General features: G+C 55.2%; 25 protein-coding genes and 1 tRNA gene. 8 read left to right on the top strand and 18 right to left on the bottom strand.

Features of this window, described 5'->3' with window-relative positions:
* Positions 1-9: 9 nt before the first annotated feature.
* The 7 genes from ACR0JR_RS11595 to ACR0JR_RS11565 form a co-directional block, all read right to left on the bottom strand.
* Entirely contained in the window at positions 10-1,215 is a 1,206-nt protein-coding gene (locus tag ACR0JR_RS11595; RefSeq protein WP_170474539.1) for a branched-chain amino acid ABC transporter permease, read from the bottom strand.
* Between the two features lie 3 nt (positions 1,216-1,218).
* Complete coding sequence (locus ACR0JR_RS11590) at positions 1,219-2,250, bottom strand: branched-chain amino acid ABC transporter permease (protein WP_170474536.1); 1,032 nt, start codon at positions 2,248-2,250, stop codon at positions 1,219-1,221.
* Between the two features lie 106 nt (positions 2,251-2,356).
* Positions 2,357-3,703: a substrate-binding protein gene (locus ACR0JR_RS11585; RefSeq protein WP_170474534.1), complete on the bottom strand. Its 1,347-nt coding sequence runs from the start codon at positions 3,701-3,703 to the stop codon at positions 2,357-2,359.
* Between the two features lie 811 nt (positions 3,704-4,514).
* Positions 4,515-6,389, bottom strand: coding sequence for an amidohydrolase family protein (locus ACR0JR_RS11580; protein ID WP_480456262.1), 1,875 nt, complete (start codon positions 6,387-6,389; stop codon positions 4,515-4,517).
* A gap of 69 nt (positions 6,390-6,458) precedes the next feature.
* A complete protein-coding gene (locus tag ACR0JR_RS11575) occupies positions 6,459-7,637 on the bottom strand; it encodes a carbohydrate porin (RefSeq protein WP_480456261.1) in 1,179 nt (392 codons plus the stop codon).
* Positions 7,634-8,398 carry a DUF3299 domain-containing protein gene (locus tag ACR0JR_RS11570; RefSeq protein WP_480456260.1) on the bottom strand — a complete coding sequence of 255 codons (765 nt, stop codon included), beginning with the start codon at positions 8,396-8,398 and terminating at the stop codon, positions 7,634-7,636. Before ACR0JR_RS11570 ends, ACR0JR_RS11575 begins: the two co-directional genes overlap by 4 nt.
* A gap of 26 nt (positions 8,399-8,424) precedes the next feature.
* Positions 8,425-9,837: an amidohydrolase family protein gene (locus ACR0JR_RS11565; protein ID WP_480456259.1), complete on the bottom strand. Its 1,413-nt coding sequence runs from the start codon at positions 9,835-9,837 to the stop codon at positions 8,425-8,427.
* A gap of 124 nt (positions 9,838-9,961) precedes the next feature.
* Here ACR0JR_RS11565 and ACR0JR_RS11560 point away from each other — a divergent pair, with 124 nt between their 5' ends.
* Positions 9,962-10,966, top strand: coding sequence for an AraC family transcriptional regulator (locus ACR0JR_RS11560; RefSeq protein ID WP_480456258.1), 1,005 nt, complete (start codon positions 9,962-9,964; stop codon positions 10,964-10,966).
* Positions 10,967-11,172: 206 nt separating this feature from the next.
* On the opposite strand, the gene ACR0JR_RS11555 is transcribed toward ACR0JR_RS11560, so the two are convergent.
* From ACR0JR_RS11555 to ACR0JR_RS11540, 4 genes are all read right to left on the bottom strand, one after another.
* Positions 11,173-11,508: a hypothetical protein gene (locus tag ACR0JR_RS11555; RefSeq protein WP_170544389.1), complete on the bottom strand. Its 336-nt coding sequence runs from the start codon at positions 11,506-11,508 to the stop codon at positions 11,173-11,175.
* 201 nt (positions 11,509-11,709) lie between these two features.
* Positions 11,710-11,786 (bottom strand) — tRNA-Arg (locus tag ACR0JR_RS11550).
* Positions 11,787-11,807: 21 nt separating this feature from the next.
* Positions 11,808-12,284: a GNAT family N-acetyltransferase gene (locus tag ACR0JR_RS11545; protein ID WP_480456257.1), complete on the bottom strand. Its 477-nt coding sequence runs from the start codon at positions 12,282-12,284 to the stop codon at positions 11,808-11,810.
* Positions 12,285-12,297: 13 nt separating this feature from the next.
* The gene (locus ACR0JR_RS11540) at positions 12,298-12,609 is read right to left on the bottom strand and encodes an ETC complex I subunit (RefSeq protein WP_170544393.1); all 312 of its coding nucleotides are present in this window, start codon (positions 12,607-12,609) and stop codon (positions 12,298-12,300) included.
* Positions 12,610-12,643: 34 nt separating this feature from the next.
* Here ACR0JR_RS11540 and ACR0JR_RS11535 point away from each other — a divergent pair, with 34 nt between their 5' ends.
* The 4 genes from ACR0JR_RS11535 to ACR0JR_RS11520 all read left to right on the top strand — a co-directional run bounded on the left by ACR0JR_RS11535 (position 12,644) and on the right by ACR0JR_RS11520 (position 16,707).
* Entirely contained in the window at positions 12,644-13,246 is a 603-nt protein-coding gene (locus ACR0JR_RS11535) for an SRPBCC family protein (protein ID WP_480456256.1), read from the top strand.
* An 81-nt stretch (positions 13,247-13,327) separates the two neighbouring features.
* The gene (gene uvrB / locus ACR0JR_RS11530; protein WP_480456255.1) at positions 13,328-15,514 is read left to right on the top strand and encodes an excinuclease ABC subunit UvrB; all 2,187 of its coding nucleotides are present in this window, start codon (positions 13,328-13,330) and stop codon (positions 15,512-15,514) included.
* 132 nt (positions 15,515-15,646) lie between these two features.
* Positions 15,647-16,438 carry a formate/nitrite transporter family protein gene (locus tag ACR0JR_RS11525; RefSeq protein WP_480456254.1) on the top strand — a complete coding sequence of 264 codons (792 nt, stop codon included), beginning with the start codon at positions 15,647-15,649 and terminating at the stop codon, positions 16,436-16,438.
* 110 nt (positions 16,439-16,548) lie between these two features.
* Positions 16,549-16,707 (top strand): hypothetical protein, encoded by a 159-nt coding sequence (locus tag ACR0JR_RS11520; RefSeq protein ID WP_480456253.1) that lies wholly within the window; start codon positions 16,549-16,551, stop codon positions 16,705-16,707.
* 53 nt (positions 16,708-16,760) lie between these two features.
* Here ACR0JR_RS11520 and ACR0JR_RS11515 read toward each other — a convergent pair whose 3' ends face one another.
* Positions 16,761-17,051, bottom strand: coding sequence for a hypothetical protein (locus ACR0JR_RS11515; protein ID WP_170474503.1), 291 nt, complete (start codon positions 17,049-17,051; stop codon positions 16,761-16,763).
* A gap of 224 nt (positions 17,052-17,275) precedes the next feature.
* On the opposite strand from ACR0JR_RS11515, the gene ACR0JR_RS11510 reads away from it, so the two are divergent.
* On the top strand, positions 17,276-17,983 hold the full coding sequence (locus tag ACR0JR_RS11510) for an ORF6N domain-containing protein (RefSeq protein WP_480456252.1): 708 nt from the start codon (positions 17,276-17,278) through the stop codon (positions 17,981-17,983).
* Between the two features lie 3 nt (positions 17,984-17,986).
* On the opposite strand, the gene ACR0JR_RS11505 is transcribed toward ACR0JR_RS11510, so the two are convergent.
* The 3 genes from ACR0JR_RS11505 to ACR0JR_RS11495 form a co-directional block, all read right to left on the bottom strand.
* Positions 17,987-18,430, bottom strand: coding sequence for an excalibur calcium-binding domain-containing protein (locus ACR0JR_RS11505; protein ID WP_480456251.1), 444 nt, complete (start codon positions 18,428-18,430; stop codon positions 17,987-17,989).
* A 65-nt stretch (positions 18,431-18,495) separates the two neighbouring features.
* Positions 18,496-18,903, bottom strand: a complete 408-nt coding sequence (locus ACR0JR_RS11500) for a universal stress protein (RefSeq protein ID WP_010442458.1) — start codon at positions 18,901-18,903, stop codon at positions 18,496-18,498.
* 65 nt (positions 18,904-18,968) lie between these two features.
* A complete protein-coding gene (locus ACR0JR_RS11495) occupies positions 18,969-19,295 on the bottom strand; it encodes an antibiotic biosynthesis monooxygenase family protein (protein ID WP_170771807.1) in 327 nt (108 codons plus the stop codon).
* 154 nt (positions 19,296-19,449) lie between these two features.
* Here ACR0JR_RS11495 and ACR0JR_RS11490 point away from each other — a divergent pair, with 154 nt between their 5' ends.
* Complete coding sequence (locus ACR0JR_RS11490) at positions 19,450-20,115, top strand: hypothetical protein (RefSeq protein ID WP_480456249.1); 666 nt, start codon at positions 19,450-19,452, stop codon at positions 20,113-20,115.
* 38 nt (positions 20,116-20,153) lie between these two features.
* Here the strand turns inward: ACR0JR_RS11490 and ACR0JR_RS11485 are convergent, their stop codons facing one another.
* From ACR0JR_RS11485 to ACR0JR_RS11475, 3 genes are all read right to left on the bottom strand, one after another.
* Positions 20,154-22,439, bottom strand: a complete 2,286-nt coding sequence (locus tag ACR0JR_RS11485) for a glycosyl hydrolase family 28-related protein (RefSeq protein ID WP_480456248.1) — start codon at positions 22,437-22,439, stop codon at positions 20,154-20,156.
* 136 nt (positions 22,440-22,575) lie between these two features.
* Positions 22,576-22,977, bottom strand: a complete 402-nt coding sequence (locus ACR0JR_RS11480; RefSeq protein WP_480456247.1) for a DUF4864 domain-containing protein — start codon at positions 22,975-22,977, stop codon at positions 22,576-22,578.
* Between the two features lie 48 nt (positions 22,978-23,025).
* The gene (locus ACR0JR_RS11475; RefSeq protein WP_480456246.1) at positions 23,026-24,600 is read right to left on the bottom strand and encodes a lysine--tRNA ligase; all 1,575 of its coding nucleotides are present in this window, start codon (positions 24,598-24,600) and stop codon (positions 23,026-23,028) included.
* A gap of 170 nt (positions 24,601-24,770) precedes the next feature.
* Between ACR0JR_RS11475 and ACR0JR_RS11470 the strand changes: the two genes are divergently transcribed.
* Complete coding sequence (locus ACR0JR_RS11470) at positions 24,771-26,522, top strand: adenylate/guanylate cyclase domain-containing protein (RefSeq protein WP_480456245.1); 1,752 nt, start codon at positions 24,771-24,773, stop codon at positions 26,520-26,522.
* The last annotated feature ends 22 nt before the right edge of the window (positions 26,523-26,544 follow it).

The following is a 26,544-nucleotide window of genomic DNA, read 5'->3' as shown; positions in this document are numbered from 1 at the left end:
GCTCGCCCCTTATTCCGCCGGTTCTGTTTTGCCAGACGTTGCGTCATCGGTTTTTGGTTTCTTGCGTTTGATCCGGTTGAGCAAACGCTGACCACCTTCGACCAGACCCCCCGGCAGGTAGATAACGACGAGCATAAAAAGGATGCCAAGCGTTAGATGCCAACCTTTTCCGATGAACGGATGGATCACGAAAACAACCGCGTTCTCCAACCCATCAGGCAGGAAAGCAAACCAACTGTGCAACACATTGTCGTTGATCTTAGAGAAGATATTTTCGAAGTATTTGATGAAGCCTGCGCCCAGAACCGGGCCTATCAATGTGCCGGTACCGCCTAGGATCGTCATCAGAACGACCTCACCCGAAGCGGTCCACTGCATACGCTCAGCGCCCGCCAGCGGGTCCATTGCGGCCATCAAGCCACCAGCCAGACCGGCATACATGCCAGAGATAACAAACGCTGCCAACGTGTACGGCTTCGAGTTAAGGCCGGTGTAATTCATCCGCTGCTGGTTCGATTTGACAGCCCGTAGCATCATGCCGAAAGGCGAGCGAAAGATGCGGATAGATAAGTAGAACACCACCATCATAACTATCGCACAAAGATAATATCCCGCGTTAAAATCAAAGCTCCACGCTCCGACGTCCATTGTATAAGTTGCGCGCATCGGCAGCCCGAACAGATGTGGCAGGTCCGGTGAGTTGGCACCCTGCAGGATTTGCGGATCGTCTGCGTAAACCTGCAGACCGGTTTCCCCGTTGGTTAGATTGAACTTGGGGTTCGACAAGACAGAGTAAGCTAATGCAAAACTCATCTGCGCAAAGGCCAGAGTCAGGATCGAAAAGTAGATGCCGGACCGGCGCAGACTGACATACCCAATCAGCAGCGAGAATACCCCGGCGACCACAACGCTGAGCGCGATAGCCGGAATGATGTTGTAACTCAGCAATTTGAACATCCATACGGCTGAGTACGATCCGACACCCAAAAAAGCCGCGTGACCGAATGACAGGTATCCGGTTAGGCCGAACAGGATGTTGAACCCGATGGCAAAGATGCCAAAGATAACAAAGCGCTGCATCAGGTCCGGATAACCCGCGTTGAACTGCGCCATGGCGCTGCCTTCTGGGAAAGGGTTCAGGATGAACGGGGCCAGAAGGGTGAGAAGGCCGACGATGATTAGAAGGCTGGTGTCTTTTTTGTTCAGTCCAAACATCGATTATTCCTCCATCACGCCTTTGCGTCCCATCAACCCGCGCGGGCGCGTCAGAAGCACTATGATGGCAACAAGGTAGATGATGATTTGATTGATCCCGGGAATTGTCGTGGTGGCCCAGGTCGTCGAGGCAAAACTTTCCAGGATGCCCAGCAGAAAGCCAGCCAGCACGGCTCCGGGCAGCGAGCCCATGCCGCCAACAACAACGACGACGAAGCTAAGGACCAGAAAGTCCATCCCCATGTGATAATTTGGCGGGTTTAGCGGCCCGTACATTACACCGGCCAAACCGGCCACTGAGGCAGCGATACCGAACATGATCGTAAAGCGCCGGTCGATATTGATACCCAGCAAGCCTACGGTTTCACGATCCGCCATTCCGGCGCGTACGACCATGCCGAACGTGGTGAATTGCAGGAATGAGAAAACGGCGCCGATAATGGCGACGGCAAATCCAAAGTAAACCAAACGCCAGATTGGATAGATTATTGCGTTGGGGTCAAATCCAATCATTGTGCCAAGGTCGATAGAACCGCTCAGCGCGTCAGGCGCTGGAGTTTGGATTGGGTTGGCGCCGAAGAAATACTTCACGATTTCCTGCAACACGATCGCCAGACCAAAGGTGACGAGGATCTGGTCGGCGTGAGGGCGCTTGTAGAAGTGCTTAATCAAACCGCGTTCCATCACATAGCCCACTGCTAACATGATCGGGATCGCAAACAGGATAGCCAAAGGAACAGACCAATCGATGATCGTTGCACCGGTCTCTGGGCCGAACCAAGCCTCGACATAAGGTGTTTCAACCTTCAGTGGGTTGCCCAGAAAGTCGGTTTGGCTTTCGTCGATGGTGGCAAAGCTCAGGTTCATGAGCTTTTGCAGAGTAACGGCACAGAACGCACCGATCATGAACAGTGCGCCGTGTGCGAAGTTCACAACACCCAGCGTTCCAAAAATGAGCGTCAGCCCCAGCGCAATCAACGCATAGGCCGACCCTTTGTCCAGACCGTTCAAAATTTGCAATAGGATGGCGTCCATTGGCCCCACCTCAGGGTTGGTCAGTGTGAATTAAGTGGCGTAACAGGATCAACCCTGTTGCAGATGTCTGGCCGCCTGTTCGGCAGCCAGACTTAGACACGAGGACTTACGCGCCCGGGTTACACTTACCCAGTGAACCACCGGCGAACATCGGATGCTCGGGGTCGTATTCGACCTGCGCACGTGGCGTGATCTCGACGATTTCCAGAGTGTCATAGGCGTTGGTCGGATTTTCGTTGCCACGAACGACCAACACGTCTTTGAAGCACTGGTGGTCCGCGCCACGGTACCAAGTCGGGCCGTTGCCCAAACCGTCGAACTCGAAGTCCTCCAGAGCCTCAGCAACGCCACACGGATTGAATGTGCCAGCACGCTCACAGGCATCAGCATAAAGCAGAACTTGTGCATAGCAGGTCTGTGCAGAGTTGGACGGCGGTTTGCCGTACTTTTCACCAAAGGACTTCACGAATGCTTTGGTGCCCTCATCTTGCAGCTGCCAGTTCCAGTTCATGGAACCCAGCACGCCCTTGATGTTCTCGCCCGCACCAGCGGCCATCAGTTCCGAATACAGCGGAACGACGATCTTGAAATCCTTGCCGTTGGCAACTTTGTCGAGCAAGCCGAACTGAATTGCGTTGGTGAGCGAGTTCACCATGTTGCCGCCGTAGTGGTTCAGAACCAGAACATCAGCACCCGAGTTCAATACCGGGGTGATATAGGACGAGAAGTCCGTCGAAGCGAGTGGTGTTTTGACGGTGTTGACCGTTTCCCATCCCAAGGCTTCGGTCGACGCGACGATCGACTCTTCCTGTGTCCAGCCCCAGTTGTAGTCGGCCGTCAGGTGATAAGCACGGCGTTCCTTGCCCATCTCGGCAGCCAGCACCGGCGCAAGTGCAGCGCCCGACATATACGCGTTAAAGAAATGACGGAAACCATTGGCTTTTTTATCCTTGCCAGTCGTGTCGTTGGCATGAGTCAGGCCAGCCATAAAGATCACACCTGCTTCTTGGCAAAGGCCTTGAACCGCAACAGCTACGCCCGAGGACGATCCGCCGTTGATCATGATCGCGCCGTCTTTTTCGATCATCGACTTTGCAGATGCACGTGCGGCGTCTGATTTGGTCTGCGTGTCGCCTGTGACGAACTCGACCTTTTTGCCAAGGATACCGTTGCCTTTCAGCGCCTTCGAGGTGAAGGTATTCAAGCAACCCCCATCTCCCTCACCATTGAGATGTTCGACGGCCAACTGTTGCGCCAGTAGCTCGTCATTACCCTCTTCAGCATACGGTCCAGTCTGGGGAACGTTGAAGCCCAGGGTTACGGACCCTCCGGTAGGTTCGTTGGTATAAGCAGCAGCCGACGAAGCCGTGAAGATCGTAGGCAGGGCCAGACCGGTACCCGCGACGGCACCAGACTTCAACACGCCACGGCGTGTGATCGGTTTATTGGTCATTAATTCCTCCCATTTCTCTTTCTTCCGTCGTCTGGCTCCTCTTCCAGCAGACGAAAGCGCACTTATGTGCAAGTCAATAATGGAAAGGCGAATGAAAACTTCACAACAAATTACTGGATTTAAAACAAAATTTTGTAAATTTGTTCACTAAGCGCGAATGTATCCTGTAAATACACTGCATCTCTCTAGTGCTAACTTGTTATATTCAAAATAATTAGATGCAAACTTTTTTTCCTCATTTTTTTGTCGTGAGTGGTGTCGCACGCTTTAGTGAGCTGGAGCCAAGGCAAAGTCGCAAGCGCAAGGCAATTTTTTAATTCCCAATTTGATACTAGGCGCTCGCTGACACGAGTTGTCCGCGATCAACAGAGCCAGTTTTGCCATTTTTTTGCTCTGGGCTCGAGGTTGTCATTAGCTGCGGATCGTTTGAACGTCGGCTTTTGGACCGGACGAAAATTTGCAGCACGTTTTTTTTGAGACGGTATTTAGCCCGCACTGGGTGGCCAGTTGCCCCCGTACACCCCCCACGGCACGTAGCGACCGCTGCAACACCGCCGCACATGAGCGGCAATTCCACCGTTATGCGCACCACCGGTTAGATTGGAGTCCATTTACCGACTTGTACTTTGATATTGATTATGAAAGCCTCAAGTTACTGACAACACGAGACATCTTTACAATAGGATGCTGGTGGCGGCAGTTGGATACAGCACTTAGCTGCATGTGCGGATTGGGATAGAACGCTTCGTTTACACCGAAGATGTCGGGAGTTCGACTCTCTCATCACCCACCATCCTTTCCCCGCGATGTATCAAGGTCTTACGCGACTAGCACCTCTAAATCCGCCCGTTTTGGACATCATGGCCTTCGCATAATCATGTTTTACCGTTGCACGGTCCTCGAAGCGAGCATGCACGATGCAAAAGAACAGGGCACCGTCATCTAGACCGTTGCGAGGTGTAAACCAATCAAAAGGGTCGGTCGGCTCTAACGACACAAACTGATTAGTCGGTGTCATGGCAGGCGCGACACTAGCTTCAGTATTTGTGATGTCATCGAGCAGTGTTGGACGGGCCGTGCCGGTATCCGGCGTGAGAATACCCATGATCTGCTCGCGACCAGCCGGAACGAAACGCCCGCTCTCCTTGACTGGGAACCGGATCGGCTGTCCCGCATAAACATCTCGCTGAACTTCACTGTTCTTAACAATAATGGTTCCGTTAACGAGCACGTACGGAATGCCTTCTGATGGTAGACCTTGCTGACCGAGAGTATAGTTCGCCTTTTCGGTCACAGTCTCCGGATCAAAAATCGTAATGTCCGCAACCATGCCTTCTTGCATACGCCCACGCACCTGCATTGCTCGCAAACCTGTGTCACCTAATCGCTTCGCATGGATGTAACTTAACTGAGTGAGTGTGAGCATAAGCGGCACATTCGCTTCGCGAGCCAGTCTCAAGACAAGCGCGTGGCTGCCTGCTGACCGAGGATGCCCGGCATAGTCTTCGTAGGGAGCATCCCAACTCATCAAGTTGCCCTCGATGTCTAGCCCGGCCATACCGTCGCCCGAGATGCCATAGCCTGCGATGGTGATCCAATCATTCAGCCATTGCTCTCTTGGAGGGCTAAAAACTATGGCTGTCCGTCCCGGTTCTTTCTCAGCGAAGTTCAAAAACTCGTCTTTTGTCACGAAGCGATCGAGCTGGGGATCAAAGATAGTGTCTTCGTATTTGTACCCCATCGAACCTTCCCAGTTTTCAGGGGCGATGATCGAAGCTCCGTAGTTTCCCGACCCAGCAGTCCAAGGATAGTAACTGGACCAGACATTGTAACCTTGGTCGCGGGCCATCTGGAGCTTTTCCTGATTTTCCCACCACCCATAATCGTTATCGTGATGAATGTGCAGCGGGGCGCCAAGCACCATCGCATTGACCAAGATTTCATTTACACCCGTCTGTGTTTCTGTCGGCGTCGAAGCACTGGGATGAAATCGGTGATGGACGGAGGTCAATCTACCGTAACGCGCTGCAGCCCGCTGCGCTTCGAACATCTCATAGGTGGTAACACCTTCGCGGGCGTAGCCGATGGTCGATCCCACACCGAGTGCTCCAAGACGTAGTCCCTCATCCAGCTGGGCAGTGATTTCGTTCATCTGCTCACGGTTGCTTGGTACAGAAGACCACCCCTCGACGCCGTCTTCCACAGATTGCGCCCTCAGTGCGAAGAAGTTCCGGAAGTCTATATCTCCACCTTCAAGCACGAGGCCGTCATGGACCCGCATCCGTGCGAATTCTTGTCCAACCACCGTGCCATAATTTGCCTGCGTTGAACCCTCTCGTGCCTCATACCATTCATCAATGTTAGCGGCTCCGACCTCAAAATCCATTTGAGTTGTGACGCCATCCCTAAGGTTCACTTTGATACCCCAAGGGTCCAAACCGTGTTGCTCAAGGTCGATAAATCCGGGTGCCACAACGTGCCCTGTCGCATCGATGGACTGGCTGCCGTTAATATCTTCGTCGGTAATCGCAGTGATCCAGCCGTTGCTTATTCCAACGTTAGCAATCTGGTCGAACCCGGTTTCCGGGTCCATTACCCGACCGTTGAGAATGACGACATCGTAAGTCTGCGCGGCGCATAGTGTTGAAAAAACAGACAACGTGCCCGCCAGAAACAAGGTGCGCATGGACGGATCCTCCCATTTATCGACAAAACTATGTGTTTCGTTATTTTTAGCGCCTGCTTTCGCCCCACTTTAGAAAACGATCCGGGTTCTTAGACCGAACAGCGTAATGCTATCCTGGGTGGGGTTCAGCAGCGGGTCAGAAATGAACTGCAGTGATGGCGTGATCTGCAGTCCGGGCGAGATTGAAAACCGGTAGAATGCTTCGAGCGTGAATTGATCACCGTCTATGCCTCTTGCCTCGGCCCAGTTCAGGCCCAGCCCGGCCAGATCGGTATTGCGACCATAGTAACCCAGACCCGCAGAAACCGACCGGTCATAGAGCGCTGCTGTTCCTTTTGAGGCCCCTGCCCGAAAGAATGGCATCCATTTATTGCCAACAAACCACGCCGCTGAAAACGCGGCCCCATAATCTTCAGGGCGGCTGCCATCGTCGGCTGCATCCGCATGCCAAAGGGTCAGGTGGATATTGTCGAAGTAAATGCGATCAAAGTCAGAGGTGTAACCAAGTTCGAGTGACTTGAAGAGATTGCCATCGCTAAACACATCAAAGTTTGGATCTGACGGGTCGGCGTTTGCGTCTGAGACGCTCGCAACAGCGTAGAAGTTTTCGCTCAGCTTTACCCCACCGGCAATGCCAAGGCCTTGATTGGGAGTATTAATTGTCGGATTGGTATTAAAAGACAGGTTTTGAAAACCACTATAGGGGCTCACCAACCCATAAATGTCCACAAAGTCCGTTACATCAATCTGGCCAACTTGCAGCGTCCACGAACCGTTCTCGGCCCTTTGGGTCCAGAACAGATTGGTCAGCAGCAGACCATTATTGTTGAAGGCTGTTCCCGTGATTGAAAGGGCTCCGCCATCCAGCCCCAAAAACTGTGGGGCGACATCGGTGTAGCTGTGCCGATCTTCGATCTTGAATGTCAGAGAGCCGCGTTCAGTTGCCTGCCAACTACCGTAGAAACGCGCAATCCCACTGGCCGCTTCGCCGGTTCCCAGATCAGCATTTGTGGATTGGCCCAATGCCAAGTAATCAATGTTGAAGCGGAATCCTTCCTCGGCCAGTCGGTCTTTCCACTGAAACCAACCCGGAGCGATATTGCGCGGAAAATCGAAACGGTATTGCGGATCGGTTAGCCCATCTCCGGGATCTAGATCAGCTTCGACCGAAGATGGTCCGGACAGTCCCTGAGCCGACGCTGCGCCAGCAAAGGCAATACTCAATGCGGCAACCAGAAATCTTATCATTCGGACACCTTTGCCCCGCCAGTCTTGCGATTGCCCGCCGCTCGGATACGATCAGCGGCGCGCTGTTTCCATTCCAGCCTGTCTGCCTCCGTTTCCAGAGTCTCGACCCTCTCCGTCTCCAACTGGAATGTCGCATTCATTGGCATGAGGCCGTCCACAACCATCATATTCTGAACAGAAGGATCGATAGTCAGCGTGCCAGTCAGCCGAACGGGTTCGTGGAAGTAGCTGGGCGTCCAGTCCCCATTTAGCCGTACACGGATCATTTGGTTGGGCGGAGGTGGAGGCATATGGCTACACATCCCACGTTCTGGCACCAAATACGCCACAGGCCGACCGTCAGGATCATTCGAGGCAGGAATGGCAAAGCCCGTCAATGTAACTATCTGACCGTCGAATTGCGGATTTCCGATTGTTCCTGCTTTTCTTCGCCGTTCCTTCACAGCCTCTCGCTGATCGAGCAGCCAGTCGACATCAATACCATTTGCCGCCAAGGCGTCCTCAGTCTCGGTCAGAAGCTCTTGCCATTTCTGCCTTTCTTCATTGCTGCCAACGTCCCGCTGCAATCTGCCGCGCAGCCGAACGACGTAAAGGACATCGTCGAACTGTTCTGCGCTCAGATCACGATAGGGGTCTTCAAAGACTTGCACAGACGGATCAGGCAGGTCAGACCAATCCAACACGGTTCCAGGCGCCGCCATGGCAGGATGACCACACCAGAACAACCCTGCGAGAATGACGAAACGAGACCAATGGGGCATGAGCAAACTCTGTCTACATTTTTCGATCAATCCAGTGTGTTTTTGTATATCACACCATCCTTCATGATCAGTCGGATCGTATCTGGGCTTTCAGGCCTTGGGTCGGCACCGAACCACTGATCACCCGTTCCAACAACCGAGAAGTCTTCAAGTGGATTGCCGTCGATCAGCAGGATATCCGCATAGGCTCCTTCCTCAACAACGCCCAGTTTGCCTTCAGGATAGGGGTTCATGAACGACCCGGACAAAGCGGCGATTTCACCGCCAGTAGATGTCATTGCGACCAAAGAGGCGTGGGAACCAAAGAACTCATTATTGAGATGCTTTTCATAGGCAATTTGAATATTGCAGGCTGCCACAGAACCTACGCAGTCCGTGTGAAACCCTCTTTTGGCTGGGCACTCATTCATGTTTTTTATGTAGTCGCCAAAAGCCTGCGTAGCGGACTGTGCCTTTCGTAAGCTGGCTGGGACATCTCGAATGGCAGGAATATCAAAGAGATTTGGATCAAATGCGGTGAGATTGGTTGTGATGTAGGCTCCTTTCTCTTCCATCAGCGCTGATATTTCACAATCGAACATGAAGCCGTGTTCAATTGATCGCACACCAGCATTCAGAGCCGCCATGATAGTTTCCTTTCGGTAGGAATGGGCCATGACGTAGCTTTCGTATTCGTTTGCAACCTGCACGGCCGCTTCTAATTCTGCCGTCGATCCAGCCAACAACTGCCACGGGTCAAACGCTGAAACTACACCGCCTGATTGCATGTACTTCAGTTGTGTTGCTCCCATCCGGAAGTTGTTACGAGCAAATTTGTACATTTCGGAGACACTGTCGACTTCCTGGGCCATATTCAGACGGCTGAAGTTTGAAGACTGGCCAACAGGCGCTGTAAAGTTGGCGAAATCTGCATGGCCACCACGCGTACTGAGAAATGCAGCCGCAGGGTAGAAACGCGGCCCGGCAATGGTCCCGCTGTCGATTGCGCGACGAAGACCTCCATTAGCGCCACCTGCATCTCTTACGGTAGTAAAGCCTTGCATTAAGTACATCTCAGCCATTTGAGTGCCGTGTATCGCAAGGTCTTCCCAAGTGCTGTTGGCTTCCATTGCGGGTAATGTCGGCCCAGGCAGCATAAGGTGTGCATGATTTTCGATGAAGCCGGGGGTCAATGTCCGTCCTTCTCCATCAATGACTGTCGCATTGGGGGCATCGATCGCATCGGTTGAGACGGCCTTAATCAGATTACCCTCGACCAATACGCTGGCATTCTCGATAAGCTGTTCATTCACGCCATCGAAAACATGCACATTGGTAAATAGCGTTTGGGGTTCTTCTTGATCCTGAGCCTGCACGGACGTTGAAAAAGAAAGAGCTGCAGCGACAATTACCGTCGAGCAAAGGGACAATCGTAGACCGGACATAAGTACTCCCTTCATATTCATGTTTTACAAACTGTAGTCTGGAATACCTTGGCTCGGTTGCCACTTTTGAGTTAAGATGTTCGAATGTGATTGAAAAACTGGCCACTGCGGAAAACTAATCTAAACAAGGGTGACGGGCTTGCCTTTCAACTCCACCTCTCAAGAGCATAGCGAGGGCTTTATTCGCCTCTCTTTAGCCGCTCCGTTCCTGCAATATCTGACCGAACGTAAAATCAATCCGCAATCAGCATTGGACCAGGTCGGCTTGAAGGCCGAGCTGCTGTCTGACCCATCCGTATTTGTACACTCAGAGTTGGTTTACGGCTTGGTGAATACTTTCTCAGAGTTGTCCGGTGATCGATACCTTGGCCTGCATGTCGGAGAAACATTTGACCTGCAAGGATGGCCTCCGTTCGCTCAAGCTTTGCAATCGACAACGAGTCTGTTCGAGTTTTTTGCCCGTTTTGTTGGGCTTGTACCGCAGGAGTCAAACTCTGTGCGGCACAGCCTTGTCATTGAAGCTGACAGGGCGACTTATCGAATCGAGAGGCAACAGGAACCGACTGTCCCACCGGTTCAGGTTACCGCTTTTGGAGCCGCAATCTACGTGCGCCTATTGCAGACAGTCGTCGGAGACTCCTGGAATCCTTCCCGTGTTCGATGGGAAAGCAGATACATCACTGGTCTGCCCATCAACTACAAGGGGATCGAGGTTGGCCTTGGGCCTGATTCCGGAATGCAGATTAGTTTTCCTGTGGAATGGTTGTTTTTGCTCCACGTCTCTGAAGGCTCGACCAAACCATTGGCTTCGCCTCGACAAGATGAAGAAGTGACCGTGGTAGCTGCTTTGCGATCTGTCTTACGCGACAAACTGGACGAAACCGATTTGGGATCAGAGCGGGTGGCTGGATTGCTGGGAATACAGCCGGATCGGTTTCTGAAAGCGCTTCAGCAACAAAACACGACGCTACCCCGTGAGATCAAACGGCTGCGTGTCGATGTCGCTAAGAAGCACCTCCGAGAAGACAAGATGACAATAGCGGAGATCGGTCTGATGCTCGGCTACTCCGACAAGTCCCATTTCACCCGCTTCTTCCGTGGTCAAACCGGAATGACACCGACCAAGTTCCGCCTCGGTGCTTAACTACGTTGAGGATACTTGGTCTTGTTATTCACTACTTAACAAGTTCTGGCCGACAAGAACTTGTATTTCATTTTTTGGAACCCCTAACTTGGATCGCAGAGGGATAGCTATTTCGCCACCAACCAGAATTGGAAGGCGATGAACGCCTGAACTATCGAAAAGCGGTCCAAAATCAGCGCCTTGGTCGCGCCGTCCGCTCAAATCAATTATTGCCCCGTAATTTCCCGACACGCGCCTTTGCCCCAGCCAGATTTACTGCCTGAAGCCGAGTAGTCGAAGGTGCCTTTTTCCGGGTGTACATTGTAGTGCAGTGTGTAGCCATCGCCAATATACAGGTAGGTCAAAGTGTCGAGGCCGGGGAATACATCCACGTCTTTGTCGATGTCACCTATTGTAATGTGGCCCTTTTGCTGCCCGTCATATTTAACCAGTTTGGCTGCCATTTCCGGATGTTCTGCATCCGGCGCGTCACATTCAAACACGCGCTCTTCGGCAAATGCAGCCGCAGGCAAAAAGGCAAGAAGAAGAGCAATCTTTTCCATTGGATCCCAGTCCGTATTCCGTCACTTTCTCTGCGTCGGCTATTGGCTATTCTGGGCGTAATTTTGTCCAAACTCAGGTCGTAATGCGTTCTCTAACTCAAGCCATATCTCATGCCGATACGACGGATTTTTCATCCGCAACCCGAAGGTTCACAAAAGTATCCGAATCGGCCTCGGATACTCAGTGTTGAAGGTATGGAGTGGCGATCCCTGAAGGACTCGAACCCTCAACCTGCTGATTAGAAGTCAGCTGCTCTATCCAGTTGAGCTAAGGGACCGCTGAGCCCTTCTTGCGGCTTTTAGCGGGCGGGTTCAAGAGCCAAGCGCATGAAGGCGCTGTTTGGGTCGTTTTCGTAACCTACAATCGGACCGCAATATGAATACCCCAGCGATTCATATAGCTTGCGCGCCGCGTCATAGCCTTGCAGATGGTCAGCGCCAGTTTCCAAAACCAACGCAGATAGTCCTTCATCTTGCGCGGCCTGCGCAAGGTGTTTCATCATCACCCTCGCAAGCCCCCTACCACGTGCCTCGGCCAAGATATGCACTGATTTGACCTCGGCGGTGCCGTCGGGCAATGCCTTTAGCGCGCCACACCCCAACGGGCAGCCGTCCTCATAAAGCGCCCAAAATCGCACTCCGGTGGCGGCAAGTGAGCTTGCATCCATTGTGTGATTGCTTTCAGCAGGGCCAGCTGCTGCGCTATGCGCGAAATGGGCTTGAATGATGGCGCGCATTTCCTCGGCGCCGGGATCGGCTTCGCGGATGTCGATCATTCAGGATGCCTTGTCAGTGAGTCCAGGGCGCACGCCGGTCTGTGGCAAAGTTCTCACCATAGCCGCGGGCCCGCAAGTTCGGCTTGCGCTTGTGCGGTTCGCTCACCTGTGCATCGATGCCGTTGTCCTTGGCGTAGTCCAACGCCTCTTCCTTGGAGTCGAATTTCAGACGCACTTGGGTTTGCGTGTCATTGGACGAGGTCCAGCCCATCAGCGGATCAACTTCGCGCGCAGAAGCTGGGGCATATTCCAGAACCCACTTGCGGGTCTTGGCCATCCCTGAGGTCATCGCGTTTCGCGAAGGCTGGTAAATCCGTGCGCGCATGTCGCCTCTCCGTATTCACTTGATGGGCTTGTTTATGCGTCAGAGCGCGGCCCGGGACAAGATGACAATTGTCGCGGAGCACAACAACATCCTGATGACAGGAACTGTCATTGGCAACACTTATGATTTTCGAAAGATCAGCCAAAGGATTGAGCAGATGATCCATTATGAACGAACCCTTGAAATCAACGCGACCCCCGAAGCCATCTGGGCGGTACTCAGCCGGTTTATGCAGATAGACGAGATTGCCCCACAGATCGCATATGTCGAGGCCCTGACGCATGGGGCAAATGGCATTGGGTCAAAGCGGCGTTGTTACTTTGAGAACGGAACCTCTTTGGTCGAAGAGGTGACAGAGTGGGACCCCAACCGAGGTTACAGCGTGCGCCTGTCCGATATGACAGCGATGCCCCTAACCGATGCGCATGCCACGATCGCAATCAAACCGCTGGACGGGGCTAGCACCCGGGTGATCTGGAGCATGGATTATGCCGTGAAATATGGCCCCCTCGGCTGGTTTTTAGGGCAGACCTTGATGAAAATGATGATGTCGAAGGTTCTTGACAGCAACCTGAAGGCACTGGCCAACAAGGTTAATTCGGATCACATGCCGGATGCTGAACCCGCCTATTACTGAATCAGAGGTTCCCAGACCGGATCAGCCCTTGCAGTTGGACAAAATAAGAACAAATGTAGAGGTCTGATCCGGAGCCTGCCTATGCCCTACGCCCATTCCGACAAGACCCAGCTAACCGCCGATGACGTGCGCGCGCGCCTGAAACTGGAAGGCGGCAAGCAGTTTGTCATGCACACCGAATTCGCCCCGGCGGGCGACCAGCCCACGGCGATCAAAGAACTGGCGGGCGGTGTGAATGAGGGCGAGCGCGATCAGGTTCTGCTGGGCGCGACCGGGACGGGCAAGACCTTCACCATGGCCAAGGTGATTGAAGAGACTCAGCGCCCCGCGATCATTCTGGCGCCCAACAAGACGCTGGCGGCGCAGTTGTATGGTGAGTTCAAAGGGTTCTTTCCTGAAAACTCGGTTGAGTATTTCGTGTCCTACTATGACTACTACCAGCCCGAGGCCTATGTGCCGCGGTCGGATACGTATATCGAGAAGGAATCGCAGATCAACGAACAGATCGACCGTATGCGCCACTCGGCCACGCGGGCGCTGTTGGAGCGTGATGACGTGATCATAGTGGCCTCGGTGTCGTGCATCTATGGTATCGGTTCGGTTGAGACCTATGGGGCGATGACGCAAGACCTGAAGGTAGGTCACGAATATGACCAGCGGCAGGTGATGGCCGATCTGGTTGCCCAGCAATACCGCCGCAACGATCAGGCGTTTCAGCGTGGGTCCTTCCGCGTGCGTGGCGATTCGCTGGAAATCTGGCCGGCCCACCTTGAGGACCGCGCCTGGAAATTCTCGTTCTTCGGCGAGGAGTTGGAAACCATCACCGAGTTCGACCCCCTGACCGGTGAGCGTGCCGCGACGATGGAGCAGGTGCGCGTCTATGCGAATTCGCACTACGTGACGCCGAAGCCGACGATGAATCAAGCGATCATTGGGATCAAAAAGGAACTCCGCATCCGGTTGGATCAGCTGGTCGGCGAGGGCAAGCTGCTGGAAGCTCAAAGGCTGGAACAGCGTACGAACTTCGATCTGGAAATGCTCGAGGCCACCGGCGTCTGCAACGGGATCGAGAACTACTCGCGCTACCTCACGGGCCGTGCGCCGGGCGAACCGCCGCCAACCCTGTTCGAATTCATCCCCGACAATGCCATCGTCTTTGCCGACGAATCCCACGTTTCCGTCCCGCAAATCGGCGGCATGTACCGGGGCGACTACCGGCGCAAATTCACGCTGGCCGAACACGGGTTCCGCCTGCCGTCCTGCATGGACAACCGCCCCCTCAAGTTCGAAGAATGGGACGCCATGCGCCCGCAATCCGTCTTCGTTTCGGCCACCCCTGCAAAGTGGGAGATCGAACAGACCGGCGGCGTCTTCACCGAACAAGTGATCCGACCCACTGGCCTCTTGGACCCCGAAGTCGAAATCCGCCCCGTATCCATGCAGGTCGACGACCTGCTGGACGAGGTGCGCAAGGTCGCCGCCGATGGCTATCGCACGCTGGTCACCACGCTGACCAAACGCATGGCCGAGGATCTGACCGAATACCTGCACGAACAGGGCATCAAAGTGCGCTACATGCACTCGGACATCGACACGCTGGAACGGATCGAAATCCTGCGCGATCTGCGACTGGGGGCGTTTGACGTGTTGATTGGCATCAACCTGCTGCGCGAAGGGCTCGACATCCCCGAATGCGGGCTGGTCGCCATTCTGGACGCGGATAAAGAAGGCTTCCTGCGTTCGGAAACCTCGCTGATCCAGACCATCGGCCGCGCCGCGCGGAACGCAGATGGCCGGGTGATCATGTATGCCGACAAGATCACCGGCTCGATGGAGCGCGCGCTGAACGAGACCAACCGCCGCCGCGCAAGGCAGGTCGCCTATAACGAGGAACACGGCATCACGCCTGAGACGGTGAAGAAGAATGTCGAGGACGTTCTGGCTGGTCTCTACGAAGGCGACGTCGACATGAACCGGGTCACCGCCACCATCGACAAACCGATGCACGGCGCGAATTTGGAGGCCCATCTGGATGGGTTGCGGGACCAGATGCGCAAAGCCGCCGAGAACCTGGAATTCGAAGAAGCCGCCAATATCCGGGATGAGATCAAACGACTAGAGGCGGTCGACCTGGCCGTCGCCGACGACCCCATGGCGCGCCAATGGGCGGTCGAGAAAGCCTCGGAAGACGCAGTGAAATCGCGCGGACGGTCAACGGCTGGCAGGCCGGGGCAACGGGGTGGAAATGTGAAGAGAAGGAAGCGGTAGGATAAAATTGGCTGTAGTGGTCAAGTTAGCTGTTTTAGTTAGCACGAGCTCTGGGCTGAACCTCAGTACTTCGTCGCGTGACCTTGATCCGGATCAATGTCGAAACATGAATGTGTTGGCAGTATGCGACGCATGAAGGCTCACAATCCAACCGGCGTAGACGCCTACAAACCTGCACAGATTGCAGAACTGGTTGAAACATCTGGTGTCGCAAAGGCACATCTTTCCATCGTTCAAACGCTGACACTTGCAATACTCGCAGGTGTCTTCATCGGCTTCGGTGGGGCCGCCTACACTATGGTTATGACCGGCGTAGATCCCGGATTTGGGCCAGCCCGGTTTCTTGGTGGGGTGGTGTTTTCTCTGGGCCTGATCCTTGTGGTCGTTGGTGGGGCGGAACTATTCACTGGAAACGCGCTGATGACCATCGCAGCAGTGGATCGAAAAATCTCGATGCGTGACCTGTTGAGGAACTGGGGATTCGTGTATCTCGGGAATTTAGTCGGAGCCGTCGCACTAGTCCTTGCTTGCGCTGCAAGCGGTTTGCTGGAAGGACCAATGGGGGCCACTGCTACAGCGATCGCAAATGGCAAGATTGATCTCTCTCCAACGCAAGCCTTTATGCGAGGCATTCTGTGCAACGCCTTAGTCTGCCTTGCAGTCTGGCTGAGCTTCGCCGCCAGATCGGTCGTGGGAAAGGTCATGGCAATACTCTGGCCAATTTCGACGTTTGTTCTGTTGGGTCTCGAACACTCGATCGCTAATATGTACCTGCTGCCTCAGGGAGCACTAGCAGGTGCCAAACTCGGTTGGGGCGCCACCATCAGCAACCTTTTTTGGGTCACGGTCGGTAATGTAGTCGGAGGCGCGGGCGGTGTCGCGCTCGCCTATCGGCTTGCCTATTTGGGCAAGGCGAGCGGCTGACGCTAGCTCAGGTCCTGTCTCGATTGACGACAGCCATACACTTCATGGCTGCAGCGTAGCATTCTCTCCTCCACGTTTGAAATCACAAATTGTGATTCCAATCGGTTGCCATGACGAAACCCTACACCCTGCCCAGCACGCATGAAGTCCAGAGCGCCATTCACCGGATGCGCGGCACCCGCGTAGTGTTGACCGAGGATCGGCGCAGCAAGCGTAGAATGGAGTTTCGCCCCATCACTCCGAAGCAGCCCAAACTCGTGATAGGGTAAAACCCTATGCTTCACCTCGTCAAAAAGAGGGCGGGAAAACCCCGCCCTGCCAATTAGCCCTTATCCCAATGGGCAATCACATCATATCCAACCGGAGAGGGAGGGCCTTCCATGAATTCGGCGAAATGGCCCCATAGCTCGGCCACTTTGGGCGCGTTCGCGTTCGAGGTCGCTTCGCTTTCCACCACCGAAATCACATAGCCCGAGCCATCCTCGTTCATCACATTGGTAAAACTATGTATGCCAGGCATGCCCATGATTTCGGATTTCAGATCATTCATCTTCGCCGTCGCCGCCTCGCGCGTGCCGGGCTTCATTTTGTATTGGGTAATACGTGCAAACATCACTTTCCTCCCTCGTCGGGCAAAATTGCCATGGGGCGCGACCGGAACGGCCTCACCCCCTGCAAATTAGCACGGTGGCACCAAATCTCGCATTGATACTTGGGATTTCCGCGTATTTTCAACCTGACGCCTCAACTACATTTGGGCACCGACACTTCAAGGTTGCGGCCCAGCGCGCTCTCCTCCACGTTTGTCATCACAAATTGTGATTCCAAACGGTTGCCATGACGAACCCAAACACCCTGCCCAGCACGCATGAGGTCAAAAGCGCCATTCACCGGGTGCGCGGCACCCGCGTGGTGCTGGCCGAGGATCTGGCGCAGTTCTACGGAAAGTCCGTCAGCGCTTTCAATCAGGCTGTCTCGCGCAACAAGGATCTGTTTGAGGGCTACCGCTTCCAGCTGAACGATGCCGAGGTTGCTGATTTGCAATCACAGAATGTGATTTCAAAACCCAAGGGCCGCGGCGGGCGGCGGTTTAATCCGTGGGTCTATACCGATTACGGCGTGGCGATCGCCTCGGCTCTGTTCAAGGACCCTCGCGCGATCAAGATCACCCGGATGATCACCGAAGCCTTTGTTGACGGTGCGAACGCGCTGGCCGAAACCCCGCGCAGCGTGCCGGAAATCCTGCCACCCACGGACGCTCCTGCCCCGCTGCTGCCCAATGGCGATCAACTGCGTGATCTGGCCGAAAATATCCTCGATTCCGGTCAACAGAGCCTAGTCGACTACATCGCCAATCCCACCACCAAGCGCCAGCAGGCGGTGGCGATGATTATGAAAACTCTGGCCGAAACCGCGGGAGAAGAGGTCCGCACCCAGCAGGAACGCCTGCGCCTGCGCATCGCGGAACGTCTGGCCACTGGGGATTACACGAATGATGATGACCGCAAGCGCCTGCTGGAGTTATTGCAGGCCATGAAGGGATAATCATCAGGGTTTGAGGAACTTCGCGGTTCCAACGGTTCGCTCACGCGGTGCCTGAGTTTGCCGCGGTGCGTTCCCGGCAGTTCCCGGCATCGCAGTCGTTCGTTGCCGTTGCAGACCACGGGTGCCGCAGGCAACACCGTCACCGTCGGGGTCGTTTCGCTTGTGATAGCCCGGCCGGCCTTCAAAAAATGGCCCCGGAACAAGCCGCTGCACCGTGTCACAGCCTGCCAGCGCGACCAGGTGGACCACAGCCTCATGACGCTCGTAGTCCGAGATGCGCAAATAAACTCCGATCGTGATCATTCCGATTGTCAACGGCAGCGCAAGCACCATCAGCAGAATTCGCAGCGGCGACAGAGCTTTCCGACGCATCTCGTCCGCACGCCGTTGCCGCCTTGTCATCCGCGGACTAAGGCCAATCTCATCATTTGTATTTCCGGTCGTCATTGAGGCAGCTTTACACCCTGTATGTGGCAAAGCCATGGCCATACCGAGCTAAAAAACCTACTCCGTCACCGCACCACATGCACTGCGCATTTTGCGTGCCGTACCACATGGGTCGCGGTTGACCCCAACAGCAGATCCTGCATGCCAGGCCGGTGCGAGGCCAGAATGATCAGATCGGGCTTGTTCACTTCGGCCCAATCCAGAATTGTTCTGCCAGAGTGACCTTCGATCACCTGTCCTTGGGCATTTGGTAATCGAGCAGCCAGCGTATCAAGCTCAGCCTGAAGCGCTTTGCGTGTCTCTGAAAGATATTCCGCCGGCATGTATGAGATCGCATAATCTGGAATGTGCTCGACCACATGCAGCAGAGTGATCTGCGCCTGTGGGGTTGCCAGCAACTTTGCCAGTTTCATCGCCGCCGAACTGTCGCGTTCGGCATCAAATGAAATAGGGACAAGGATGTTGTGGTACATGGCTTGTGCCTCCGTGGTTGCGCCCGCATCTTGCCCTGCCTCGCCACAGCGCGCCTTGATTCAGGTCAGGAACCGCCGAATGTTTCGGCAACGTCATACATCACCGGCTCAAAGCTCTTACACAGCTCGTTGATGCGGCGGTTTCGTTCCCGCATTTCCGGCGTGCGTAGCATTGCCAGAAAGTCTTCGCGCCGCTCCCATTGCGAGTAATTTGCAATCCGGGTTTGGGCGTCATTCACATGCAGCCCGGCGGAAATGAACCCCGGCTGTTTTGAGATGAACTCGGCATAGGCATCCGTCAGCGCTTCAAGAAGATCCTGGCAGGTTCCGGGGGTCATCTCGAATGTGGTGATGACGGTCTGATAACTGTTGGTCTTGGAAATCTGCGGCATCTGGCTTCTCCTTAATTTGCTACCCCAAGCCTATCACAGCTTTTGAAAACGCCACGCTTTTCCTGCACATACAAGGCGGCAAGGGTCAAAAAACTTTCTCGGAGATGAACAAGATTCTAACCATCCGTTAACCAAGTCTGCCGATGCTGCGGCCATGGCGCGTCAGGTTCTTATCTATCTGCTGCTCGCTTTGCTGAGCACTCCGGCCTTCGCCGGGGCTTGGCTGCGCGAAAAAGGCTCAAGCTTCAACGCGCTCTCAGTAACCGCTTTCCAAGACGACGACAACATTTATAGATACAAATCCGCTCTCTATTCCGAGTGGGGTCTGAGGCCGAAACTCACAATCGGGCTGGATGCCGAGGAGCACCAGGATCTGTATGGGCATGCGTTGGTTTTCGCCCGCATTCCCGTCGCTGATTTTGGGCAAGCAGGCCGATTTTCCATCGAGTTCGGACTGGGCGCACATCACCGTCAATACGATGCCTGGGCGATGTACAAAACAACACTCTCATATGGCAAAGGGGTTCAAACCGGATTGGGGGGCGGATGGTTCAATATCGACGCCGCGCTCGAAAACCGCACGCATGAGGCTCTAATCCGTAAGCTGGATTTCACGGCTGGCCTGTCCTCGGGACGACGCATTGACCCGCTCTTACAGATAGAAACCTCGTATATTTCAGATCGCCCTTGGTATTGGCGGGTACGTCCCTCGCTGATGTATCGCCCGAAAAAAGGCAACCTCACCTGGATTCTGGGTGCCGAACGCAATTCAGCCAATGACAATATCGGAATCAAATTCGCCCTGTGGCGCAGCCATTGAAGATGGGCCGCCCAAAACTGGGCAGCCCGCCACGTCAATCAGGTATCGATCCGCAGGATCGTCGAGATCGCCCCGCGCAAGCCTTCGGACCAGCGCAGGCGTATATCGCTTTGACTCGCACCCTGTCTCAGTTCAACATATGGCGCGGTATAGCGTATCGCGTTCGATGCGTTCCTGAGACTGCCCAGGGCCACAACCGAATCACATCCGCGAGCGCGGCCCCCAAACGGTAACTGCCCCTGCGAACTGACGGTCCAGGCCGAAGACGGAGAACTCTGCGTATGCTGCAATCTCAACGGATTGGCGCAGGGCGTATCGATGCCGTGAAACGTATTATTCTCAAAACACACTCTCTTGTGCCGTTCCGGGTCGAGATCGGCAAAACTGGTATCGACCCGATCCACCCGGTCGATCCGCACATTGTTGACGCGGAACTTGTTCCCGGTCACGGTCAGCCCGTTCAGGAAATGACCCGTGCCATGGGGCCGGATCACCAGATAGCTGAACCAGGGCGCAACATCGCTGGCATAGAAAATGTTATCCGTGATGCTCAGCGCGCTGAACGAGAAGCTGGTAAAGTAGTCCGGGTTCGCGTCGTGCTCGTTGGTCCATTCGATAAAACAGTTATCGACATAGTTCTCGGCGATGGACGAACTGTTATAGCCACCGATGATCACCAACCCGGCATTGCGCACCCCATTCGCCACGTTGTCGCCCTGGAAGAAGTGGTTGCCCAGCACCAGATTGTTGTCGCCGCTCAGCACTGCGAAATGGTGGAACCGGGTCGCTCGGTTGTGGCGCAGCTTGACGTCATTGGCGTTGGCGTTCAGCGCGATTGAGCTGCGATCCGGTACATCCAGACTTTCCTCGGTCGACAGGAACTGACAGCCATCGATCAGCATCCCCTGACATCCGCGCCCGATCGAGGTGACGCCACGATCCTTCGGACGACTGATGAAACAATCCTTCAGCACAAAGGTATTGCCGCCCGGAGACAGCCGGATCGCGCTGCACCGACCGTTGCACTGGAACTCGATCCCTTCCATGTTGAACTTCTGCAGCGCGCTGAAGCCGCTGAAATCCAACAGATATTTAAACGACGTGAAGGTGAAGGTCTGCGTCCCCGCCGCATCATAAGTCGGCGCGCTCAGCGTAATCTCACCCGTGCTTTCGTTTTTCGACCGCACATAAACCTCACGCCCGACGCCGCTGCCGGTGACCAGCGAGCCCAAAGGGATATTGGCCACATTGGCTACGTTGGTCAGCGTATCGGGATCAGACGGGCTGTAGGTCGCGATCGAGGTGAAGGTTTCGGTATCCCAGGCCGAGCTGCTTTTGACATCAACCTGCCCATTGCGCACCACCCGACGCGTGGCATAGCCCGTCCGGTTCGGCACCGCCGCCGCCATATCGATGGGTTCGGTCACTGCGATCTTGCGCCCGCCCAGATCCAGCGATTCATGGTCCGAGCTGTTCAGCAGCGCCTGAAACGCCTTTTTGAAGGCCAGCATCTCATCACCGAAAGCGGTGATATAGGTTGGCAGATCGAAATTCTTGGTCAACAGCAGCATCTTATCGACCGGCATCGTCACGGTCCCGTCGAACGAGACCTCGGACGCCATGTTAGTGTTCTCTTCCAGCCGGAACTCACCTTGCGGAATATAAACCTTGCGCCCATTCGCGGCCTGATCCGCCGCTTCAAACGCCGCCGAGTCATCGGTGACACCATCCCCGACCGCCCCGAAATCACGCACATCGACCAGACCGATCATGTCCCGCAGGAAGACTGAGGTCACATCGGTGATCTCAATATCATCCACCCGTACCACGGCACCGTTCGTGCCTTCGACATCCAGGCCAAAATGACCATAAAGCGCAGCATTGCCCCAGGGCATGTCCACGCCGGGGCGCAGGCCCGTGCCCACGATGGCGGTCACTTCATGCACGGTGCCATAGCCGGTCAGTTGCACCGCCGGGCCCTGCTCGACCAACCCGTCCACATGCGCATCTCCGGCCCCGCCAACCCAGCCCGCGATCCGCACCTCGGGCAGCGGCCCGCTGATCGCCTTGACCCGCGCCTTGATCTGCAGATAGCAGCCCGGCAACAAAGGCGTCTGCCCCATGTACCGCAGCCGCTGCGGTTCTGCCGTCTTATAAATCTCCAGACAGCCCGCGAAATCCGCATCCGCCGGGACAAATACGCCCGTGCCCGACCCCTCATAGGTCGGAGAGCCCGGCGTGCCGTCGCCACTGGACCAGACCCCAAGACCAGCCGCATAGGCGGGCGGCATGAACACGATGCCGTCGGTGATTGCCTTGTTCATGTAAAATCCCTTTCCCAATCGCGCCAAGCACGCGCGCCAAAACCCGAAACCGCCCGAGCCCTGAGCCCAAGCGCATGGGTCTGAGTATCGAAAAGGGATTAATCGCGGCTCTTACCACCGTGACGGTGGTGTTGCCTCACGCCGCCGGGTCAGAATTGCCCAGCAACTGCACGCCATTGATCTTCCAACGGCCCTCTTGTTGGATCATCTGGTAATCCAGCAAATGCACGCGACCCTCGCCATCGGTGATCATGACCTTCTGCAACAGGTTCCCGGCGACCTCGCGCAGTTCCAGAAACCGGACCTCTGCTGGCCGCCAGACCATCGGGTAACCGCGTCGTACCATGACCCCGAAATTATCCGGGTCACCAAACAGGCGCTGAATACTAGGGCTGGCAAAGGTGAAAGCGGTGGCAAAGTCATCCGCCTTGAACGCCTGTATCTGGGCCGAGATATTGGCCTCGATCTCGTCACTCTGAGCAAAAGCTCCGGATGCCAGTCCGGCACTCAGGGATACAGCAAGCAATAGTCGACGCATGGGGCCACCTCCTGAACCAAGGGTAGCCCCGCGCGGGATCAGGTCAAATCAGGTCAGTTCTCCGGCCAGCGCCTTGTCGATCAGCGCAATGGTTTCCGGCACGCCATAAAGCGCGATGAACCCACCGAACCGAGGCCCCTGTGACGCCCCCAGCAGCACTTCGTAAAGTGCCGTGAACCAGCCGCGCATCGGATCAAACCGCTCGCGCCCGATGGAATAGACCACCGATTGCAGCGCCTCGTCCTCGATCGGCCCGTCATAGGTTTCCAAGGCCGCCTTCAACGCCTCTAGCGCCTCACGTTCCTGAGTGGTCGGTGCGCGGTGCTGGCGCGTCGGTTTGACGAAATCGTTGAAGTAGCGCACCGCAAAGCCCGCCGCCTGATCCAGATCAGGGTGCGTTTCCGCCGTGGCCTCAGGCGCGTACCGGCGGATGAAGCCCCACAGCGCCTCTTTGTCCTCGGCCCCGGATACCGAAGCCAGGTTCAACAGCATCGCAAAAGGCACCATCAGCGTGGATTCAGGCACATTCCCACCATGGATATGCCACACTGGATTATTCAGCTGCGCCTTCAGGTCCTGCCCCGGATAGGCCCGCAACTGCTGATGATACTCATCATACGCCTTCGGGATCACATCGAAATGCATCCGCTTCGCCGTCTTGGGCTTTTGATACATGAAGTACGCCAGAGATTCAGTCGGTGCATAGGTCAGCCATTCGTCAATCGAAACACCATTGCCCGACGACTTGGAAATCTTCTGACCGTTTTCGTCCAGAAACAGCTCATAGCTGAAATGCTCCGGCGCACGGCCCCCCAAGGCCCGACAAATCGCATCATAGATCTTCTCGTTGGTGGCGTGTTCCTTGCCATACATCTCGAAGTCAACGCCCAGCGCGGCCCAGCGCGCGCCGAAATCCGGCTTCCACTGCAGCTTGACGTTCCCGCCGGTCACGGGCAGCGTCCATTCCTTGCCATTCTCGTCATCGAAGGTGACAGTGTAGGTCTCGGCGCAAACCTTCTTCATCGGCACGTACAGAACCCGCCCGGTCTCGGGGTGGATCGGCAGGAAGATCGAATAGGTCTGCTGACGTTCTTCGCGCAGGCTTTTCAGCATGATAGCCATCACGTCATCATACTTCTCAACAGCGCGCTTGAGGATCTCGTCAAACTGGCCCGAGCGATAAAACTCGCGCGCCGAATAGAACTCATACTCGAACCCGAAGGTATCGAGGAACCGGCGCAGCATGGCGTTATTATGCTCACCAAAGCTGTCATGCGTGCCAAACGGATCGGGTACCGAGGTCAGCGGGCATTGCAGATAGTCCTGCAGCACTTCTGAGTTCGGCACATTGGTCGGCACCTTCCGCATCCCGTCCAGATCGTCCGAGAAACAGATCAACTTGGTCGGAATATCAGACAGCGCCTCAAACGCGCGCTTGACCATCGTGGTCCGCGCGACCTCGCCAAAGGTGCCTATATGCGGCAGACCCGAGGGTCCATAGCCCGTCTCAAACAGCACATATCCCTTCTCCGGAGCGCCCTGCTTGTACCGTTTGAGCAACCGCCGCGCCTCTTCAAACGGCCACGCCTTGGACGTCATCGCGGTTTCACGCAGGTCAGACATTTGGATACTCCATCGGGAAACGTGCCAGACACCCCATGCGCCCGGACCGGCTCCTGTTATTGTGCAGGTGCAGTATGAGTCAATAAAGGGTGGTGATTTTACACCGTTCGCAATGACCACAGGCCAATTTTTTCTAGGTAATACGCGGCACCGAGGCTAGGCTCGAGCGAATGTCGCACGAATACCAAAGGAAACTTGCCTCGATTGTAGCTGCCGATGTCGTCGGTTACTCTCGTATGATGGCTGCGGACGAGGCCGGTACAATTAACTTAGTGCGCGCCCTGAAAACGAAACTGCTCCAGCCGATTGTCGAACGCCACGGTGGTCGCATCGTAAAGACCATGGGTGACGGATTTCTGATCGAATTTGCATCCGTTGTCGCAAGCGCGCAGGCAGCCGTCGAAATACAGGACAACCTGAAGAATGCGGTGCAGGACACCCCCACTGGACCGCATATCGTTTTACGTATCGGCATTCATCTCGGTGACATAATTGTCGACAAAGAAGACATATTCGGTGACGGGGTAAACGTTGCAGCGCGGATCGAGCCGCTGGCGCACCCCGGAGGGATCTGCCTCTCGGATGAGGCATACAAGCAGGTGTACAACAAACTTGAAATAGGCTGGGCTGACGGAGGTAAGCACGACCTCAAGAACATCGCGCACCCTATTCAAGTCTGGCACTGGGAACATGGCGTGGTATCGGCACCGATCGAGCCGGATCCAAGCCTGCCTGATTTGCCCTCTGTCGCAGTCCTACCTTTCGACAACATGTCCAGCGATGACGAACAAGGCTATTTCGCAGACGGCCTAACCGAAGACCTGATAACCGATTTGTCGAAAATCTCGGGCCTTTTCGTCGTCGCCCGCAACTCCACCTTTGCGTTCAAGGGGCAAGCCGTCGACATCCCCACCATTGGCCGCCGCCTTGGTGTAGCAAATGTTGTCGAAGGTAGTGTGCGAAAACTGGGTGAACGTGTGCGGATCAATGTCCAACTCATCGATGCAAAATCCGGTGGGCACAAGTGGGCTGATCGCTACGATGGTTCGCTCTCAGAAGTGTTTGAATTGCAGGACAAAGTCTGCAGCGAGGTTGTCTCGAACCTGTCCGTAAAGCTCACCAGAACCGAGGCAATGTCCCTGACCGCAGTACATACCACCAACCTGGAAGCCTATGAACTGTTCGTTCAGGCTAAATCAACACCTTACCCGCCAATTCCGGAACGGCTTGCAGCGGCCAAAGATTTGTTTGAACAGGTCGTAAGGACGGCCCCCGACTTTGCGGGCGGATATGCAGGGCTGTCGTGGATCATCGGATTTGGGGCACTCTGGGGGCACAGCAATCCGAACGCGCTTGGCTCGCGCGCCGAGACTCTTGCTCACCAGGCCATCTCACTCGATCCAACTTTCGGGTGGTCGTATACTGTGCTTGGTGTAGCTCTATTAGCGCAACGTCGTTTTGACCAAGCGCTGCAGGCCGCCCAACAAGGTCTGCAACTCTTGCCGAATGACGCGGATGCACATGTCATTTGTAGCGTCATCAACGGGATGCGCGGCGCGGACACCGCCGCGATTCAAGCCGCTGAAACCGCATTCCGCCTCAGCCCGAATTTTGTGAACGGCCCGTATCTCAATGTCATCGCGCACGCGAATTTCATGGCGGGCAATTACCATGCGGCGCTCGCAGCTCATGAGAAGAACGTCGCGCGCGGTGGTCCTGTTGGTCCGCCTGCATTATGCTGGGCTGCTGCATCCTATTATGCCACCGGACAGACCGATAAGACACGTGCACTAATCGAAACCCTTTTGACCAGCTTCCCCAATTTTTCGTTATCAGGCTGGAACTTTCTGAAACTCGTTGAAGACGATAACTTGCGCAGGCGTGTATTGATCAAGTTTCGCGATGCCGGGGTCCCGGCCTGATCAGCGTGCTGTTTTCGAAACA

Source organism: Ruegeria sp. AA3, assembly GCF_056542905.1.
This window is presented reverse-complemented; position numbering and strand designations above follow the sequence as displayed.